Here is a 15,594-nt window from a genome sequence, read left to right on the forward strand (position 1 = left end):
TCATCTTGCCCTAAATACTCCCGCCGGAGGCATCCCGCACCATCAACCGGTCCAGCCCGTGGAAATGATAGACGTCCGCATAGCTTGGGGCCGACGCCGGTACCAGTTGCGGACAGCGCTCCCACAGCACCTCAAGTGCGATGCACAGTTCCAACCGGGCCAGCGGTGCGCCGACGCAGAAATGAATGCCGCCGCCGAATGCGACATGTGCAGGGCCATCACGATCGGGGATGAATGTGTTGGGATCGGACCAGATGCCGGGGTCGCGGTTTGCGGCCCCCAACAGGCAGGCAATCCGGTCCCCGCGCGCGAAATCCTGTCCCAGTACCGTGCAGGGTTCATAGACCCAGCGCGTGAACATGTGCAGCGGCGGGTCGTAGCGCATGATTTCTTCGACCGCGGCGGGGTCGGACCGCCGCAGACCGGTGTCCAGCATCGCGCGCACGCCGTTGCCCAGCGTATGCACCGTTGCCTCGTGTCCCGCATTCAGCAGCAGGATCACGGTTGATATCAATTCGGGTTCCGAAAGCCGCGCATCGCCATCGCGGGCCGCGATCAGGGTCGACAAAAGATCAGTGCCCGGCCTGTTGCGCTTTTCTGCGATCTGGTGCTGCAGAAACGCTGTGAATGCCCGTGTCGCATGGTCGGCGTTGGCGATGATCTGCGGGGTCAGACGGGCCTGATACATCGCGACCATGGCGTTGGACCAGCGCAGCAGATTGTCTGCGGCCTGTTCGGGCACGCCCAGCAGGCGCGCGATGGTGATCACCGGCACCGGCTGCGCATAGGCGGTCAGCAAATCGAAATCGCCAGTCGGAAATCGGTCGATCAGATCGTGGCACAGGGCGCGGATGCCGTCTTCCAGCGCTGCGATCTGGCGCGAGGTAAAGGCCCGCAGCACAAGGCGCCGCAGCCTCGTGTGATCGGGCGCTTCCAGTTCCAGCATCGAATGCGATTCGATCGCGTCAAACGCGGCGCGGGCAGGGTCGGGAACGGGGGCGTCCAGCGGTGCGCGGCCCATCCGCTTGTCGCGCAGTACGGCGGACACGGCGGCATGGCTGACTGCGCAGGGCATGTCATAGTCGTTCCAGAACGCGAAATCGCCGGTCAGGCGCATCCGATCATAAAACGGATATGGGTTTTGCACAAAGGCTGGTTCGGTCGGGGATTGTGAAAACGTCTGCATGTTTTCGGTGATGCGCGTTTCGCGTGTGGGTCGCAAGTGTGGGTGCGTTGAATTGTCTCGGGGGACGGTCGGTTTCGGCGATGATCTAAAATTTGTATACAACGGGGTGCAGTATGGTTCAGGGTAGACATGACGTGACTGCGACTGCCGGGGGGAGGGGTCATGATGGACACAGACAGACGTGATGACAACGCGGGGCAATCCGCGCCAAAGGACAAGACCAGACCGGTCCGCAATGTCGCGCGGGAAGCGGTCAAGCGGCTGGCATTTCGGATGTCGAAATCCGCCGATGGTCTTTCGGACCCGGGGCGCGCCGAAGTCGACCGATTGTGCGATTTGCTGACCCAACCCGACACGCAGGCGATCGAAAGCTACGTGCAGGAATTGCTGGCCGACGGCAACAGCGTGTCAAAGGTTCACGTGTCCTACCTTGCAGCAGCAGCGCGGCAGTTGGGACAGGATTGGGCCGATGATCGTCGCAGCTTTACAGACGTGACGCTGGGCAGCGGTCGCGTTCACCAGATCATCCGCGACCTAAGCCAGATTCAGGATCGGGCGGCGGGCCGCAGGGGTGACGCACCACAGGTCCTGTTGGCGCTGGCACCGGGCGAATCGCACACGCTGGGCATTGAAATCTTTGCGAATCTCATGCGCGACGATGGCTGGGATGTTGAAATCTCTGTCGGTGGGACACGGGCTGGTATCTTGTCCCGTGCGCGCAAATCGTCGCACGATGTCGTCGTCGTCGTGGGCTATGGGCAGGGCGATGCGGACGTGCTGGCCGGGTTGTGGAAAGACCTCTGCGCTGTCTTGCCAAATGGGACCGTATTGCTGGCGGGTGCCATTGTCGACACGGCGCAAGCGGCGTCAGGCATCCCGCCAGAAGGCTGCCTGTCTGACCTTGCAAACGCTGTCATCCGGCTGCGCCAGTGCCTGAAAGACTAGTTTCGGTCGGGCTTGGCGGCGCCAAACGCGGTCGCGATGTCGGAACCGAAGCTTGATTGGTTCGCACAATAGTGCAATCAAGTGCGACTTGCGCGGCGGCGACGTCGTAGCATTGTTTTTCTGGGAGGAGAAAAAATGAAATTTGTGAAAAGCTTTGCGGCCTTGGCTGCAATCTCTGTGATGGCGTCTGCTGCGGCCGCACAGGGTGTGGACGGCTGCGACGATGGTGAAACCGTCGTCAAGTTCAGCCACGTCACCAACACCGACAAGCACCCCAAAGGGATCGCGGCCCAAGTGCTGATGCAGCGCGTGAATGCCGAAATGGACGGCACCATGTGCATGGAAGTGTTCCCGAACTCGACGCTTTATACCGACGAACAGGTGATCGAGGCGCTGTTGCGCGGTGACGTGCAGCTGGCCGCACCGTCGCTGTCGCTTTTCGAAAGCATCACCAAAGCCTACCGTCTGTTCGATCTGCCTTTCATGTTCAAAAACATCGAAGCAGTCGACGCGTTTCAGGCGTCCGATACCGGTCGCGGTATGCTGGACATGATGCAGCGCCGCGGTCTGCAGGGGCTGGGTTACTGGCACAACGGCATGAAACAGATCTCTGCCAACGTTCCGCTGGAACAGCCCAGTGACGCCAACGGCCTGAAATTCCGCGTGCAGCCATCCGACGTGCTGGTCGCCCAAATGAACGCGCTGGGTGCATCGCCGCAGCCGATGGCGTTTGCCGAAGTGTACGGCGCGCTGCAGACCGGCGTTGTCGATGGTCAGGAAAACAGCTGGTCCAACATCTATGGCCAGAAGTTCTTTGAAGTGCAGGACGGCATCACTGAAACGAACCACGGGATCATCGACTATATGGTCGTGACCGCGGTCGACTTTCTGGACGGTCTTGATGACGGCGTGCGTGAGCAGTTCCTGACGATTATGGATGAAGTCACAGTCGAACGTAATGCTGCGGTGGCGCAGGTCGATACCGAAGCCCGTCAGGCCATTCTGGACACGGGCGGCACCATCCGTGAACTGACCCCCGAACAGCGTCAGGCCTGGGTCGATGTGATGATGCCGGTCTGGGAACAATTCGCCGAAGAAGTGGGCCAAGACAACATCGACGCCGCACAGGCAATCAACGACTCGATGTAATTCCGGATCAACCGATCTGTCTGACCGGGCGGCGTATCGCGCCGCCCGGTCAGCATCATAACGTCGGCGGGGGGAGCGCGCGGATGAGCGGCCATTATCAGCCAAAAGGTCCTGTCGGGGCTTTTGTCAACACGCTTGAAGAAGGCATCATCGCCTTTTTGTTGGGGGCCATGACGCTGTTGACGTTCACGAACGTCATTCTGCGCTATGGGTTCAACAGTTCGATCATCTGGAGTCTGGAAGTCGTTTTGACGATGTTCGCCTGGCTGGTGCTGTTCGGCATCGCCTATGGCTTCAAGGTCACGGCGCATCTGGGCGTGGACGCCATCACCAACCTGCTGCCGCCGCGTCCGCGCAAAATCGTCGCGATGATCGCTGCGCTTTTGTGTGTGTTTTATGGCGTGCTGCTGCTGAAAGGCTGCTACGATTACTGGGCACCCTTTGCCGATTTGCCACCGACGTCAGGACGATGGTTTCCGACTGGGTTCGATACATCCGTGCGATCCGCCAGCTTTTTTGAAACCGACCAGATCCCCATGCTGTCATGGCTGCGATTTCTGGAAGACTGGGTGAATTACGGCGAACGCTATTCCAAGATGCCGCGCCTGATCCCCTATACCATGTTGCCGATTGCAGGCGGGCTGATCCTGTTCCGGATCGTGCAGGCGACGGTGCGGATTTGGCGTAACGACGCCGCCAGCCTGATCGTCAGCCACGAAGCCGAAGACGCGGTTGCCGAAGCAGCCCTTTTGAACAGGGACACCTAATAACATGGAAGTGCTTCTTCTATTTGTGCTGATCATTTCGCTGCTTCTGATCGGCGTGCCGATTGCGGTTGCACTGGGTCTGGCATCGATCACGTTCCAGCTGGCGTTTTCCGATACCTCTCTTGGGGCGGTCGCGCAGGCGATTTTTCAGGCAATGGCCGGGCATTATACGCTGCTGGCAATTCCGTTTTTCATTCTGGCGTCGTCGTTCATGTCGACGGGGGGCGTGGCCAAGCGGATCATCCGGTTCGCCATCGCCTGTGTGGGGCATTTGCAGGGCGGGTTGGCCATCGCTGGTGTCATGGCCTGCATGATATTTGCCGCGCTGTCGGGGTCATCGCCAGCGACTGTGGTGGCCATCGGGTCCATCGTGATCGCGGCCATGACCAAGGTGGGATATACCAAAGAATTCGCCGCCGGCGTGATCTGTAACGCAGGCACACTGGGCATCCTGATCCCGCCGTCCATCGTGATGGTGGTCTATGCCTCTGCCACAGATGTCAGTGTCGGGCGAATGTTCTTGGCGGGCGTGTTTCCGGGGCTGTTGGCCGGATTCATGCTGATGGTCACAATCTATGTCATGGCCCGGATCAAGAACATGCCGCGCGGCGATTGGCAGGGCTGGGAAGAAATCCTTGCTTCGTTCCGCGATGCGCTTTGGGGTCTGGGCCTGATCCTGATCATCATGGGCGGAATCTATGGCCACCCATGGGTGCGAATTGAGGGCGGGTTCGACATCTATTGGCAAGGCGGGGCGTTCACCCCGACAGAAGCGGCGGCGGTCGCTGCGGTCTATGCGTTTTTTGTCGCAAGTTTCATTTACCGCGACATGGGACCACTGGCCGCCACGACCGATGGCGGTCGCCCGATACCGATTTACCGTGCGCCTTGGGCGCTGGCGACCGCGTTCTTTCACCGTGACACCCGTGCGACGCTGTTCGAATCCGGTAAGCTGACCGTCACGTTGATGTTCATCATCGCCAACGCGCTGATCCTGAAACACGTGCTGACCGATGAACAGATCCCACAGCACATCGCCAATGCGATGCTGTCGGCGGGGCTGGGACCGATTACGTTCCTGATCGTCGTGAACATCATCCTGTTGATCGGCGGGCAGTTCATGGAACCGTCGGGGCTGATCGTGATCGTGGCGCCGCTGGTGTTTCCCATCGCCATTCAACTGGGGATCGATCCGATCCATCTGGGCATCATCATGGTGGTGAACATGGAAATCGGGATGATCACGCCACCGGTCGGGCTGAACCTGTTCGTGACGTCCGGTGTCGCCAACATGCCGATGATGGCCGTGGTCCGGGCCGCCCTGCCGTTTTTGGCCGTGCTTTTTGTGTTCCTGATCATGATCACCTACATACCGCCGATTTCGACATATCTGCCGAATTCCGTCATGGGACCGGAAACCATCATCAACTGACACAGACAGGCGCGCGCTCAAACCGCGCGCCTGTCTGAACGCTCAGGCGTTTTCCAGCGCTGTGATGATGGGCGAAAAATCGGCCGCCGTCAGGCTGGCGCCGCCGACCAATGCGCCATCCACATCCGGCACGGCAAAGATTTCGCCCGCATTCGATGCCTTGACCGATCCGCCATACAGCACCCGCACGCTGGACGCCTGTTTCATCAGGTCGCGCAGCACGGCGCGCAGGGTGCCGTGCACCTCTCCGATCTGGTCGGTTGTCGGCACCTTGCCGGTGCCGATGGCCCAGACCGGTTCATAGGCGATGACAGTATTGGCCGCCGTCGCGCTGGCGGGCAGGGAGCCTGTCAATTGCGATGTCACCACCGACAGCGCGTCACCCGCCTCACGCTGATCAAGCGTTTCCCCGATGCAGATGACGGCGACCAGTCCCGCACCATGGGCGGCGGCGGCCTGTGCGGCCACATCGGCATCGGTTTCGCCATGATCCGCGCGGCGTTCGGAATGGCCGACGATTACGTGGCTTGCACCCGCGTCGCGCAACATCGGCGCAGAAATGTCGCCCGTATGTGCGCCACTGCGGTCCGCGTGGCAGGTTTGTCCGCCGATTTGCAGCGCATGCGTGCCGCGCGCCCAAGCCATCTGGGCGATCAAGGTGGCGGGGGCGCAGATCAACAGATCGACGTCGGGGTCCGGATGGGCGTCGGTCAGCGCCTTGATTTCGCGCAGGTCATCGACAAGACCGTTCATCTTCCAGTTTCCGGCGGCCAGTTTGCGTCTCATGTTCTGTTCCCTTTGCGATTGCACCGCCGCTTTGGTAACAATTTGGCAGTTCCACCGAAAGGCCGACGATGATCCCGCGTATTGATGCCGCCGCACTGATTGATCCAACGCATGACGGACACGCCGCCGCGCGCCGGGCTGCCAGTGACGCGGCCAGCGGTGTGGGGTTTTTGACGGTCTACAATACCGGGCTGACATCCGCCCGCGTGCAAGAGGTGATCGACGCGTATCGCCGGTTCTTTCATCTGCCCGCCAGCGCCAAACAGGCTGTCGATATGGCGCGGACCGGATCGAACCGGGGGTGGGGGGCGTCGGGATCGGAACAGGTGAACCCGGACGCGAACCCCGATTACAAACAGGTGTTCGACTGTGGGGTGTCATTGCCCGCCGACCATCCGCTACGTCTGGCCGGGATCGGGGCGTATGCGCCAAACCAATGGCCCGATATGCCAGCTGATTTCGCACCCGTGCTGCGCCGCTATTTCATCGATGCCTGCACCGTTGCACGCAACCTGCTGGTTGCCGTGCTGGAATCGGTGGGCGAAGACGGGGCGTTCTTTGCGGATAAATTCGGCACGCCGATGGCGTTGCTGCGCGGCAATTTTTACCCTGAACGCCCCACGGACGCAGGTGCGCGCGATTTCGGGATCGCCACCCATACGGATTACGGCTGTCTGACCCTGCTGGCGACCGACGGATCACCGGGGCTGGAGGTGCGGCAGCGGGGCGGCGGCTGGATTCCCGTCAGCGCACCGCCGGGAGAGTTCATCATCAACTTTGGTGAAATGCTGGAAATCTGGACCGCCGGTCGCGTCAAGGCCACGCCGCACCGTGTTATCGGCACGCAGCACGAGCGCATTTCAGTACCGCTGTTTTTCAACCCCGACCATGACGCGAACGTCGCACCGGCGGGCGCACCGCCGGTCATGGCGATTGACCACCTGCAAAAGCGGTTCAACGACACTTATCTGCATCTGAAGAAAGCGTAGCGCCTTAGCTGGCGGTGATCTTGTCGTCGAATTTGATCGATTCACCGCATCCGCAGGCATCGACGACGTTGGGATTGCGGAACTTGAAACCGGATTCCAGCAAAGAGGTTTCATAGTCGATTTCAGTGCCGAACAGAAACATCTGCGCCATCGGCGCGATCATGACGCGTGCGCCTTCCAATTCGACAACTTCGTCCATCGGATCGACCTCTGACACGTAGTCCATGGTGTATTCCATACCCGCACAGCCGCCTTTTTTGACGCCGATCCGCAAACCCTGTGATCCGTCCCTTGCCATCAGGCGGGCGATCTGGCTTGCGGCCTTTGGGGTGATTGTCACGGCTTGCTTGCCGGGGATACCGAACATGGCACAGGTCCTTTCACGACTACCCCCAATGTAGGCGGATGGGTGCGATGTCTCAAGGGGGTGATCACCCCTGCGGGTCATCACCTGCGTCTTGCGACACACGATCCCGCGATGTGCCAAGGTGGGCAAGGTATTCGGTGCCGTCATCCTTGCCCCGTTCGACGGCAAAGCGCAGCATTTCTTCACGCATGTCACATTCGAAACCCCAGCCGTCGGGCGGGTTGGTGACCTGTGCGGCGAAACGGACCTTGATCCCGGTTTCGGACTGGCCGACGACCACGCAGCTTGTGTTGTCGGGATCACCGTCGGCGCGGTCGTCGCCATCCGCCCAGTCAAAAAAGTGCGCGCGCAGGGCTGACACATCCACGTGCGGGGCAAATGTCAGAACGGCGTGCCGCACCATGCCATAGGTCTTTGTGCCGCGGTTGATGAACGCGTCAGAAATGAATTTCGATACCGGCACGATCAGGCGGGTGTCGTCCCAGACCTTGAGCTGGACAAAGGTGAAATGGATGCGTTCCACCGTGCACAGATGCCCGTCATAGACCAGTTGATCACCGACTTTGGCCGATCTGTTCATGGCGATCTGCATTGACGCCATGATGTTGCCCAGCACCTCGCGCGCGGCAAAACCAAGGATCAGGGCCAGACCACCGGCACCCGCCAGCAGCGATGCGCCGATCCCTGAAAAGATCCGCGCCGATGTCAGGACGATCCCCAGACCGACCAACACGGCAAACACGATCGCCAGTCGGCGGAGGGCCGCAATGGTCGTCGCCTGCGCGCGCTGATCGCCGTATTCGGGCGATGACAGGTCTTCGACATCCAGGGTCGAGACCAGCCGTTTCAGCATGGCATCGATGACATTGACCAGCAGGACCATCGCGGATGCAACAAACAGGATCACGATGATCGGCCCTGTGATATTGTCCACGATCCCGGACACCACGAAAAACCGCGATGTGGTGAACGATAGCGTGACCGCAAGGATGAACAGGGTCGCGGGCAGGCGCAGCGCACGCAACAACCTGCTGATCAACTCGCTGGGTTGGTGCCGGGCCAGCGTTTCCAGCCCGCGCCACGTCAGGACGGATGCGACCAGTGCGATCAGGCTCATCAGCGGAAGGCCGATCAATTCCCACCATTGCAGACCCCAGATCGCATCGGACCGCAGCGCGTCGGGCAGGCGCTGTTCCAGCGCGCTGGGACCGTAAAGCGTGTGCAGCGCGGGGATATTATCCACAGTTTCGCTGGCAAAAACCCAGACCGGGTCGCCGTTGGCCGGTTTCACCCGGTTCAGGCGCAGCGCGACAGGGCGGTAGTCCAGTTCCATCATGCCCAGCATCAGGCTGCGGCGGGCGGTGGCGGCGATGGGGTCGTTGGATGGCGCGTCGGTATCCAACGCGTCGGCACGGTCCAGAATGTTTGACCAGTCAATCACGATCTTGCGCGCCATGACCGTCGCCAGTTGGCGGGCCAGCACTGGTCCTTGCGCCGCCTGTTCATCCACGGAAATCGCGTTGAGGTTCAGCAGATGCGCCGCTGCGTCGTAATTGCCCGCATCGGTCAGCGATAGAAAGCTTTCCAGCGTGGCCTGCGGCGTGCTGCGCTCGATCTGCGGTCCGGGGGGCTGCAGGCCAGCGTTCAGGGTGGGGATGTCAAAAGATGTGCCCTGTGCCACCGCAGCAAGCGGCAACCACAGTAGCATCACGAAAAGTAAAAATCGCTTGATCAATCTCATGCCCCGCAACCTAGGGTTCGGCTGCAAAAGGGCGACCTATCAAGCGACGTCTTTTGCGTCTTTACATGAAACCCAGTTCAAGCCGGGCTTCGTCGGACATCATTTCCATGCCCCACTGGGGTTCGAACGTCATTTCGACATCGACGTGTTTCACGCCTTCGAGCGGTTCGACCGCATCCGCCACCCAGCCGGGCATTTCGCCTGCGACCGGACAGCCCGGCGCGGTCAATGTCATGGTGATGTTGACGGCGTTTTCGGCGTCGATGGCGATCGTATAGATCAGGCCAAGGTCGTAGATATTCACCGGAATTTCGGGGTCATAAACCGAACGGCAGGCTTCTACGATCTTTTCGTGCAGAGGATGGTCGGTCGAGGATGGCGCGATCAGCGGCGTGCCTTCCATCGGGGGGGTCTGTTCGGTCATGGCGATGTGTCCCGGCTATTCCTGACCGAACATATAGGTTTTATGGCGCGGGCCGTAAAGGGCAGCCCGCGCCGCCTGGATCAAAGACCCATGCAGTTGGCGTAATATGTCACTGTCGCTGGCCAGTCGCTGAACATGCCGGTGATCCCGACATCCTGCGCCAGAATGTCCAGCACTTCATAATAATCGCCGTCCGTGTCGATCGTGTCTGCGACTGACTGGAAATACCAGCCGCCACCATCGGCCAGCGGCCCGGACCGTTCAAAGCTCCATGCGATGATGTTCAGGCCTGCTTCGGTTGCCTGTTCGGCATAGGCGGATGGCACCATGTCGCCCGCGTCATTCAACGTCAGGAGCATCCACAGCGGCGGCGCGATATAGTTCACGCCCATGTCGGCCAGTTCCTGCATGGTCGGCATGAATGTGGTGGGATCGTTGGGGTCGATTGGGCCTTCGTCGTCGTCGGACGCTTCGTAGCGGTCATCCAGATAGACGGCCTGCGCGCCGAAATCGGGGGTATTTTCGACCCAGTATTTCACGTCAGACAGATCAAAGGATTGCAGCCAGACGTCGGACGGATCGACACCGGCTGTGACGTATTCATCGACCAGCTTTTGCGCATAATCCTCTTGGGTGAAATCACCGTCCGGCATGGCGACGCTGGCGGATTTCAACTCGGGCGTGAATTTCGCGCCCAGCGACTGGAACAATGCGATGCTTTCCGCATGGGTCAGGATCTGCGGGTTTTCGTTGTAAAGCGTCGTCCGCCAGGGGGCGACACCGCCCAGATAACCTTCGACCGTGGTGGCGCTGCTATCGGCGGCGTCCATTTTCGGGGTCAGCGTCTGGAATTCGGCCAGCGTGATGTCTGACGTCCGGCATTCGGCGCTGGCGGGGGTATCGCCATCGGCGGGGGTGAAGCCCGTCGTGCATTTTTCAGCCAGATCGGTGGCCAGAATATTGGTAGTGGTGTGCAGGTCGTTCTGCGCATGACGGCAGACCAGTTCGTGGTCGGCGGTGAATGTCACGTCGCATTCCAGAATGCCGGCACCTGCGCCGGCAGCGGCGCGGTTCGCTTCGGCGGTATGTTCGGGGAACATCAGCGGTGCGCCACGGTGGCCGATGGAAAAATCGGTGCGCGTCATCTGTTGGGCGGAACAGGCGGCCAGCGTGTCTTTCAGCGGGCCGTCTGCCATTTTGGAAATCAGATAGGCCGGGCGGGGGCCATAGCCGTCAAGCTGGCCGGTGGATTCAGACTGGGCCAGTGCCGGTGCAGCAGCCAGCACCATGGCGCAGGACAGGGGAAAACGGATCATGCGGAACTCTCCTTCGGATTACGATGGCCGCATAGGTGCATCCTTGATGTAACGATTGCGCGACCATCGCGTGACAGACCCATGACGGTGCCATTCCATCTAAAGCGCAATCGCAGTAGGAACACCGCGAATGACAGGAAATATCCCATGACCGACCGTTTTTCTTTTGATTTGCATGCAACCGATGGCGCGGCCCGCACGGGGGTGATCCATACGCCGCGCGGCGACATTCGCACGCCCGCTTTTATGCCCGTGGGCACCGCCGCTACGGTCAAGGCCATGCTGCCCGGCAGTGTGGCCGCGACGGGGGCCGACATCCTGCTGGGCAATACCTATCATCTGATGCTGCGGCCGACGGCGGAACGGATCGACCGATTGGGCGGGCTGCACAGCTTTATGAATTGGGACAAGCCGATCCTGACGGATTCGGGCGGTTTTCAGGTGATGAGCTTGGCCGAATTGCGCAAGCTGACAGAGGACGGCGTGACGTTCCGGTCCCATGTCGACGGATCGAAACATCACCTGTCGCCGGAAAGATCCATGGAAATCCAGCGCCTGCTGGGGTCAGATATCGTGATGGCATTCGACGAATGCCCTGCCTTGCCCGCCGACCGCACCCGGATCGAAGAGTCGATGCGCCTGTCGATGCGGTGGGCCGCGCGCAGTCGTGCGGCGTTCGGGGATCGGCCCGGTTATGCGCTGTTCGGTATCCAACAGGGCGGTCTGGAACGGGATATGCGCGCCGAAAGTGCAAAGGCGCTGATTGACGTCGGATTCGAAGGCTACGCCGTCGGCGGTCTGGCCGTGGGCGAGGGGCAAGAGGCGATGTTCGGCTGTCTGGACTATGCCACGGACATGCTGCCGCGCGACAAGCCGCGCTATCTGATGGGCGTGGGCAAGCCAGACGACATCGTCGGCGCCGTCAAACGCGGAATCGACATGATGGATTGCGTGCTGCCCAGCCGGTCAGGGCGCACGGGGCAGGCATTTACCCGCCACGGTGTCGTCAACATCAAGAACGCGCGCCATCAGGACGATCCCCGCCCGTTGGACGAATCCTGTACCTGTCCGGCCTGCACCGGATACAGTCGCGCCTATCTGCATCACGTGTTCCGGGCCAAGGAAATGATTTCCGGCATGCTGCTGACATGGCACAACCTGCATTATTTCCAGCAGATCATGGGGGAAATGCGCACCGCGATCGCATCCGGCAATTTTGCCGCGTGGGAGGCGGATTTCCACACCATGCGGGCCGACGGCGATATCGCACCGCTGACGGGGGGATAAACCTGTGCGGATTATTTTTGCACTCCTGCTGACCCTGCCGGGCACGCTTGCCGCTGAAAGCCTGTGCGGTGTCACGGACCGCGACGCCCTGCTGACCACGCTGGCCGGGACGTGGACCGGCGACACCTATGTCTCTTCGGTCAATGCTGTTGTGAACGGTGTGTCGGTCATCGCGCGGGCCGATGCGGAGCCTGTGACGATTACTGCGGACGGTGATCTGGGGTCAGATATGGTGCGCGCCATCAGTGCCGGGACGACGCTGCCGCTGCCGCTGGCGGACAGGCCCGTTTTCGATGTCGATCAGGTCGATGAACTGCTGGATGCCACCGATGCGGCGATCCTTGCCGACCTGCTGTCCGATACGCCCTGCGGCCCAGAAGATCTGCCGCAGTTCGTCATATCTGTTGACTGGACGCCCAATGCCGTGCCGTCGTTCGACGGGCAGGTCGCGTTGATCCCGTATTTTACCGACCGCATCCTGCGACTGGACCAGATCGTCGTAAACACCGGAGAAACGGTCATGTATCTGACGGTTTCCGCCTTGCTGACGCGGGAATGAAAATATTTTGTGACATCCACTCTTGAGCCTGCCCCCCTCAATGACGCAGGGTGGGGGAACGGTGTGCAGGGCTGGTTGAAACTGCCGCAACGCGCCACCAGATATTGATCATGAGGAGACGGGCGATGGCTGCCGGATTGGGGCCGCTCCGTCTTGCCAAGATAAGGAAAAAGCCAATGCAAGAACCACTTGCGACGTCCTACCCCGTTTTGCCGCTGCGCGATATCGTGGTGTTTCCGCACATGATCGTCCCGCTGTTCGTGGGCCGGGAAAAATCAGTCCGCGCACTGGAAGAAGTGATGCGCGATGACAAGCAGATTCTGCTGTCTAGCCAGATGCATCCGGGCGAAGACGATCCCGCCGCCGATGGCATCTATCGTGCCGGTGTGCTGGCCAACGTCCTGCAACTGCTGAAACTGCCCGACGGCACTGTCAAAGTGCTTGTCGAAGGCCGTGCGCGGGTGCGGATCACCGCATTCCAAGAGAACGACCAATTCTTTGAAGCCGCCGCCGAATACCTTGAAGAGGTGCCCGGCGACGAAGAGGAATTGATCGCGCTGACCCGGACCGCCGCGGCGGAATTCGAACGGTATGCCAAGGTCAAGAAAAACATCCCCGAAGAAGCCATGGCCGCCGTGTCGGAAGCCACGGAACCCGCCAAGCTTGCCGATCTGATCGCAGGCCATCTGGGCATCGAAGTGGACGAAAAGCAAAAGTTGCTGGAACTCTTGTCGGTGTCGGAACGGTTGGAAAAAGTGTATGCCCACATGCAGGGCGAAATGTCCGTGTTGCAGGTCGAGAAAAAGATCAAGACCCGCGTGAAAACGCAGATGGAACGCACCCAGCGCGAATATTATCTGAACGAACAGATGAAGGCGATCCAGAAGGAGCTGGGCGACGGTGAAGACGGCCAGAACGAGGTCGCGGAACTGGAAGCCCGGATCAACGACACCAAACTGTCCAAGGAAGCCCGCGAAAAGGTCGACGCAGAGCTGAAAAAGCTGAAAAACATGTCGCCCATGTCGGCAGAAGCGACCGTGGTGCGCAACTATCTGGATTGGATTCTGGCCGTCCCATGGGGCACCAAGTCGCGGACGAAGAAAGACCTTGTTCACGCGCAAAAGGTGCTGGACGACGACCACTACGGGCTTGAAAAGGTCAAGGAACGTATCGTCGAATATCTGGCTGTGCAGCAACGCTCTCAGAAGCTCAAAGGCCCGATCATGTGCTTGGTCGGACCGCCGGGCGTGGGTAAAACCTCGCTTGGGAAATCCGTGGCCAAGGCAACGGGGCGCGAATTCATCCGTATTTCGCTGGGCGGCGTGCGTGACGAATCCGAAATCCGTGGCCACCGCCGGACCTATATCGGGTCGATGCCGGGCAAGATCATTCAGGCCTTGAAAAAGGCCAAAACGACAAACCCGCTGATCCTGCTCGACGAGATCGACAAGATGGGTCAGGATTTCCGTGGCGACCCCGCGTCCGCCATGCTGGAGGTGCTGGACCCGGAACAGAACAGCTCTTTCGTCGACCACTATCTGGAAGTCGAATACGACCTGTCCAACGTCATGTTCCTGACCACGGCGAATAGCTACAACATGCCCGGCCCGCTTCTGGACCGCATGGAAATCATTGGTCTGTCCGGCTATACCGAGGACGAAAAGCGTGAAATCGCCCGCCAGCACCTGCTGCCCAAGGTGATGAAAAACCACGGCTTGAAGCCCAAGGAATTCGAAGTCGACGATGGCGCCCTGACGGATATCGCACGGTATTACACCCGCGAAGCGGGCGTGCGGAACTTTGAACGCGAGCTGTCCAAGGTCGCGCGAAAGGCCGTCACGAAGATCGTCAAGAAAGAGGTCGAAACCCTGTCGGTGACGGCAGACAACCTTGGTGACTATCTGGGCGTGCGCAAGCATCGCTACGGTCTGGCCGAACAGGAAGACCAAATCGGTGTCGTCACCGGGCTGGCCTACACCAGCGTCGGTGGCGAGTTGTTGAGCATCGAGGCGCTGCGTCTGCCGGGCAAGGGCCGGATGAAGACGACCGGCAAGCTGGGCGACGTGATGAAGGAATCCATCGATGCGGCCAGCAGCTACGTGCGGTCCATCGCGCCGCAGATCGGTGTCAAACCGCCAAAGTTCGACACGCTGGATATCCACGTCCACGTGCCCGATGGTGCCACGCCCAAGGACGGCCCAAGTGCCGGTCTGGCGATGGTGACGTCGATCGTGTCGGTGCTGACGCAGATCCCGGTCCGGAGGGACATCGCCATGACGGGCGAAGTGTCGTTGCGCGGCAACGCCATGCCGATTGGCGGGCTCAAGGAAAAGCTGCTTGCGGCGTTGCGTGGCGGTATCAAGACGGTGCTGATCCCGCAGGAAAACGAAAAGGATCTGGCTGATATTCCGGACAACGTGAAGGAAGGCCTGACTCTGATCCCTGTGACGCACGTGTCAGAAGTTCTGGAACACGCGCTGGTCCGCAAGCCGGAACCGATCGAATGGGACCAAGAGGCCGAAGATGCGGCCGAGGCGGCCACGATAGCCGCAAGGGTCCAACAGGTCGCGGCGGGTATCCATCACTGACCTGACCCGCCTTGAAATCAAACCCGCCCCTGTGCTGCAGGGGCGGGGTTTTTTTCAA

Annotated in this window: 14 protein-coding genes; 8 read left to right on the top strand and 6 right to left on the bottom strand. The window is 60.4% G+C overall.

What is annotated here, in order from left to right:
• Positions 1 to 10: 10 nt before the first annotated feature.
• Complete coding sequence (locus tag GZH79_RS04375) at positions 11 to 1,186, bottom strand: cytochrome P450 (RefSeq protein WP_211642559.1); 1,176 nt, start codon at positions 1,184 to 1,186, stop codon at positions 11 to 13.
• A 162-nt stretch (positions 1,187 to 1,348) separates the two neighbouring features.
• Between GZH79_RS04375 and GZH79_RS04380 the strand changes: the two genes are divergently transcribed.
• The 4 genes from GZH79_RS04380 (at position 1,349) to GZH79_RS04395 (ending at position 5,479) form a co-directional block, all read left to right on the top strand.
• Positions 1,349 to 2,131 (top strand): hypothetical protein, encoded by a 783-nt coding sequence (locus tag GZH79_RS04380; RefSeq protein ID WP_211642231.1) that lies wholly within the window; start codon positions 1,349 to 1,351, stop codon positions 2,129 to 2,131.
• 135 nt (positions 2,132 to 2,266) lie between these two features.
• Complete coding sequence (locus tag GZH79_RS04385) at positions 2,267 to 3,280, top strand: DctP family TRAP transporter solute-binding subunit (RefSeq protein WP_211642234.1); 1,014 nt, start codon at positions 2,267 to 2,269, stop codon at positions 3,278 to 3,280.
• Between the two features lie 83 nt (positions 3,281 to 3,363).
• Complete coding sequence (locus tag GZH79_RS04390; protein WP_211642236.1) at positions 3,364 to 4,047, top strand: TRAP transporter small permease; 684 nt, start codon at positions 3,364 to 3,366, stop codon at positions 4,045 to 4,047.
• Between the two features lie 4 nt (positions 4,048 to 4,051).
• Positions 4,052 to 5,479, top strand: coding sequence for a TRAP transporter large permease (locus GZH79_RS04395; RefSeq protein ID WP_211642238.1), 1,428 nt, complete (start codon positions 4,052 to 4,054; stop codon positions 5,477 to 5,479).
• Positions 5,480 to 5,521: 42 nt separating this feature from the next.
• Here GZH79_RS04395 and tpiA read toward each other — a convergent pair whose 3' ends face one another.
• Positions 5,522 to 6,265 carry a triose-phosphate isomerase gene (gene tpiA, locus GZH79_RS04400; RefSeq protein ID WP_211642241.1) on the bottom strand — a complete coding sequence of 248 codons (744 nt, stop codon included), beginning with the start codon at positions 6,263 to 6,265 and terminating at the stop codon, positions 5,522 to 5,524.
• A gap of 68 nt (positions 6,266 to 6,333) precedes the next feature.
• Here tpiA and GZH79_RS04405 point away from each other — a divergent pair, with 68 nt between their 5' ends.
• Positions 6,334 to 7,254, top strand: coding sequence for an isopenicillin N synthase family oxygenase (locus GZH79_RS04405; RefSeq protein WP_211642243.1), 921 nt, complete (start codon positions 6,334 to 6,336; stop codon positions 7,252 to 7,254).
• Between the two features lie 4 nt (positions 7,255 to 7,258).
• Here GZH79_RS04405 and GZH79_RS04410 read toward each other — a convergent pair whose 3' ends face one another.
• The 4 genes from GZH79_RS04410 to GZH79_RS04425 form a co-directional block, all read right to left on the bottom strand.
• Entirely contained in the window at positions 7,259 to 7,621 is a 363-nt protein-coding gene (locus tag GZH79_RS04410) for an iron-sulfur cluster assembly accessory protein (RefSeq protein WP_211642246.1), read from the bottom strand.
• Positions 7,622 to 7,685: 64 nt separating this feature from the next.
• On the bottom strand, positions 7,686 to 9,362 hold the full coding sequence (locus GZH79_RS04415; RefSeq protein ID WP_211642248.1) for a mechanosensitive ion channel family protein: 1,677 nt from the start codon (positions 9,360 to 9,362) through the stop codon (positions 7,686 to 7,688).
• A gap of 61 nt (positions 9,363 to 9,423) precedes the next feature.
• Positions 9,424 to 9,786 carry an SUF system Fe-S cluster assembly protein gene (locus GZH79_RS04420; RefSeq protein ID WP_211642250.1) on the bottom strand — a complete coding sequence of 121 codons (363 nt, stop codon included), beginning with the start codon at positions 9,784 to 9,786 and terminating at the stop codon, positions 9,424 to 9,426.
• Positions 9,787 to 9,866: 80 nt separating this feature from the next.
• Complete coding sequence (locus GZH79_RS04425) at positions 9,867 to 11,075, bottom strand: glycerophosphodiester phosphodiesterase family protein (RefSeq protein ID WP_249218985.1); 1,209 nt, start codon at positions 11,073 to 11,075, stop codon at positions 9,867 to 9,869.
• Positions 11,076 to 11,249: 174 nt separating this feature from the next.
• Between GZH79_RS04425 and tgt the strand changes: the two genes are divergently transcribed.
• The 3 genes from tgt to lon all read left to right on the top strand — a co-directional run bounded on the left by tgt (position 11,250) and on the right by lon (position 15,536).
• The gene (gene tgt, locus GZH79_RS04430) at positions 11,250 to 12,389 is read left to right on the top strand and encodes a tRNA guanosine(34) transglycosylase Tgt (protein ID WP_211642254.1); all 1,140 of its coding nucleotides are present in this window, start codon (positions 11,250 to 11,252) and stop codon (positions 12,387 to 12,389) included.
• A gap of 4 nt (positions 12,390 to 12,393) precedes the next feature.
• Entirely contained in the window at positions 12,394 to 12,948 is a 555-nt protein-coding gene (locus GZH79_RS04435) for a hypothetical protein (protein ID WP_211642256.1), read from the top strand.
• A gap of 176 nt (positions 12,949 to 13,124) precedes the next feature.
• On the top strand, positions 13,125 to 15,536 hold the full coding sequence (gene lon / locus GZH79_RS04440; protein WP_211642263.1) for an endopeptidase La: 2,412 nt from the start codon (positions 13,125 to 13,127) through the stop codon (positions 15,534 to 15,536).
• Positions 15,537 to 15,594: the final 58 nt, after the last annotated feature.

Origin of the sequence: Loktanella sp. SALINAS62 (assembly GCF_018263905.1) — a bacterium.
Lineage (GTDB): Bacteria > Pseudomonadota > Alphaproteobacteria > Rhodobacterales > Rhodobacteraceae > Loktanella.